The 3,208-nt window shown below is 72.9% G+C and carries 3 protein-coding genes; all 3 read right to left on the bottom strand.

Annotated features, from left to right (window positions below; all coding sequences use genetic code 11):
• Nucleotides 1-34 precede the first annotated feature (34 nt).
• A complete protein-coding gene (locus tag ABZ914_RS42710) occupies nt 35-916 on the bottom strand; it encodes an L-threonylcarbamoyladenylate synthase (protein WP_500200496.1) in 882 nt (293 codons plus the stop codon).
• A gap of 87 nt (nt 917-1,003) precedes the next feature.
• Nucleotides 1,004-1,864 carry a peptide chain release factor N(5)-glutamine methyltransferase gene (gene prmC / locus ABZ914_RS42705; protein WP_500200495.1) on the bottom strand — a complete coding sequence of 287 codons (861 nt, stop codon included), beginning with the start codon at nt 1,862-1,864 and terminating at the stop codon, nt 1,004-1,006.
• 60 nt (nt 1,865-1,924) lie between these two features.
• Nucleotides 1,925-2,989: a peptide chain release factor 1 gene (gene prfA / locus ABZ914_RS42700; RefSeq protein WP_500200494.1), complete on the bottom strand. Its 1,065-nt coding sequence runs from the start codon at nt 2,987-2,989 to the stop codon at nt 1,925-1,927.
• Nucleotides 2,990-3,208: the final 219 nt, after the last annotated feature.

The raw sequence follows: 3,208 nt of genomic DNA, 5'->3' as shown, positions 1-3,208 counted from the left end.
TTATCCCGGCCCGGCCGTTTCTGCTTGTTCTGGGTTACTCGTCCTTGGGCTTCGCGGTGGGCTCCGTGGGCGCCTCGGGGTCCGGCGCGTCGGCCGGCTCCGCCGGGGGCGTCGCGGATTCCGCGGGTGCGGCGGCGGGCTCAGCGGGGGCGGGGGCGGGCTCAGCGGGCGCCTGGGACGCTTCGGCCGCGGGCTGCTTGGTGAGGGAGGGCTTCGACTCCACGGCGGCGGAGGGGGCCGCTGTGAGCTCCGCGGGCTCGGGGGCCTCGTCCTCCTCCGTGAGCAGCACGCCGACCACGGAACGGATCTTGTCCTCGGGGATGGCGCCGACCCGCAGGAGGCGCGGCACCGACCCCGTCAGGTCCACGATCGTGGACGGGTCGGCATGCCCCGACCGGCCCCCGTCCAGGTACACCTGGACCGAGTCGCCGAGCATCTTCTCCGCCTCCTCGACGGTGCGCGCGGCGGGCTCGCCCGACAGGTTCGCGCTGCTGACGGCGAGCGGCCCGGTCTCCTTGAGCACCTCCACGGCCAGCTCGTGCATCGGCATCCGCACGGCGACGGTGCCCTTGGTCTCGCCGAGATCCCACATGAGGTTCTGGTTCGCGCGGAACACCAGCGTCAGCGCGCCCGGCCAGAACTCGTCGATGAGGTCCTGGCCGTAGGTGCCGAGATCCTCGACCAGCGCGGTCGCGGCCCGGACGGAACCGACCAGCACGGGCGGCGGCATGTCGCGGCCGCGGCCCTTGGCGTCCAGCAGCGCCTGCACGGCGGCGGGCGTGAACGCGTCGGCGCCGACCCCGTACACCGTGTCGGTCGGCAGGACGACCAGCTCGCCGCGCCGCACGGCCGAGACGGCCTCGGCGATTCCACGGGTGCGCTCCATCGGCTCGGAGCAGTCATAACGTCGGCTCACGGTCGCCCGTCTTCCCATCTCGCGGCGCTCGTCCTCTGGCACGCCCCAGGATAGCCGCGCCGCGCGGCGTGCCCGCGCCGCAGGCGGCTAGTCGGCGGCGAGGCGGGCGGTGACGAACCGGTCCCGGTTGGTGAGGTCGCGGCGGTTGCGGACGTCCCGCCAGCCGTTCTCCTCCGCGAAGATCCAGTACACGCCGTTGCCCTGCAGGTCGCTGTGCTCGACGGCGACGTAGCCGCCGGGGCGCAGCAGCCGGCGGGCGGTGCGCTCGACGACGCGGATCGCGTCCAGGCCGTCGTCGCCGCCGCCCCACAGCGCGTCCGCCGGGTCGTGGTCGCGAACGTCGGGGGGCACGTACTCCCACTCGCTCATCGGGATGTACGGCGGGTTGCTGACAACGAGGTCGACGGTGCCGTTCAACTCCGGGAGGGCGGCCGCGAAGTCGTCGAGGTGCAGGCGGACGCGGCCGCGCTCGTCGAGTTCCTCGATGTTGCGGGTCGCGTGCACGAACGCCTTGGGGTCCTTCTCAACGGCGTGCACGCGCGCGCGGGGCGCCTCCAAGGCGATCGACAGGGCGATCGCGGCCGACCCCGTCCCGAGGTCGACGACCAGGGGATCGCGGACGTCCATGTCGCGGAGCGTCTCCAGCGCCCAGCCGACCATCACCTCGGTCTCCGGGCGCGGGACGAACACGCCGGGGCCGACCTTCAGCTCCAGGTAGCGGAAGAACGCGCGGCCCGTGATGTGCTGGAGCGGCTCGCCGGCCTCGCGGCGCGCCACGAACTCCCAGAACCGGGCGTCGAACGCGTTGTCGGGCACGGCGTGCAACTCGGAGCGCTTCACCCCGTGCACGGCCGCGGCCAGCTCCTCGGCGTCGGCGCGCGGCGATGCGGCCCCCGCGTCCGCGAGCCGCGCGGTCGCCCTGGCGATCTCGTCCAGCAGCAGCTTCATGCGCTCATGCCTGTGCCTCTCGAGGGGGGACGACCCCCCACGCCCCCCGGTTCGCCGCGCTCATGATTTCTGTGCTTCGGCCAGCCGGCGTTCCATGTCCGCGTCGACCAGCGCCTGCGTCACGTTGTGCAGGTCGCCGTCGAGCACCTGGTCGAGGTTGTAGGCCTTGTAGCCCACGCGGTGGTCGGAGATCCGGTTCTCGGGATAGTTGTAGGTGCGGACCCGCTCGGACCGGTCCACGGTGCGGACCTGGCTCTTGCGCTCGGCCGCGGCGGCCGCGTCCGCCTCCTCCTGCGCCATCGCCAGCAGCCGGGACCGCAGGATCCGCAGCGCCTGCTCCTTGTTCTGCAACTGGCTCTTCTCGTTCTGGCAGGAGACGACGACGCCGGTCGGCAGGTGCGTGATGCGGACCGCGGAGTCGGTGGTGTTCACGCTCTGCCCGCCCGGCCCGGACGAGCGGTACACGTCGATGCGCAGGTCGTTCGGGTCGATCTGGACCTCGACGTCCTCCGCCTCCGGCGTCACCAGGACACCGACGGCGCTGGTGTGGATGCGGCCCTGCGACTCGGTCGCGGGCACCCGCTGCACCCGGTGGACGCCGCCCTCGTACTTCAGCCGCGTCCAGACGCCCTCGTCCTGGGAGCCCTTGGCCTTCACCGCGACCGTGACGTCCTTGTAGCCGCCGAGGTCCGACGGGTGGGAGTCGAGGACCTCGGTCTTCCAGCCGACCCGCTCGGCGTAGCGGAGGTACATCCGCAGCAGGTCGCCCGCGAACAGCGCCGACTCCTCGCCGCCCTCGCCCGCCTTGACCTCCAGGATCACGTCCTTGGAGTCGTTGGGGTCGCGCGGCACGAGCAGCCGCCGCAGCCGCTCCTCCAGCTCGTCCTTGCGCTTGCCGAGATCGGCGGCCTCGGCCGCGAACGTCTCGTCCTCGCCGGCGAGCTCGCGGGCGGCGGCCAGGTCGTCCTCGGTGGACGCCAGCTCCCGGTGCGTCTCGACGATCGGCCGGAGCTCGGCGTACCGCTTGCCGAGCCGCCGCGCCAGGGCCTGGTCGGCATGGACGGACGGGTCGGAGAGCCGCCCCTCGATGTCGGCGTATTCGCTGATGAGTTCGTCGAGATTCACGGTGTGTCCTGGCCCGTTCCGGCCCGGGGGCCGCGGCGGCCTCCGGATGCCGACTCCGAACGGCCCGGGGACCTGGAGAGTCCCCGGGCCGCCCCTGGTCGCTGTGGGGGGCGCACCCCCGCGCGGGGCGGCGCTACATGTCGGCGATCTTATTTGCGAAGCGCTGCGAGTAGCCCGCCACCCCGCCCCCGGGGTGGGGGTTCTTATTGTGTCTCGTGT

Origin of the sequence: Spirillospora sp. NPDC046719 (genome assembly GCF_040645715.1) — a bacterium.
GTDB lineage: Bacteria > Actinomycetota > Actinomycetes > Streptosporangiales > Streptosporangiaceae > Spirillospora.
Note: the sequence above shows the minus strand (reverse complement) of the source record. Positions and strands in the feature narration are given on the sequence as shown.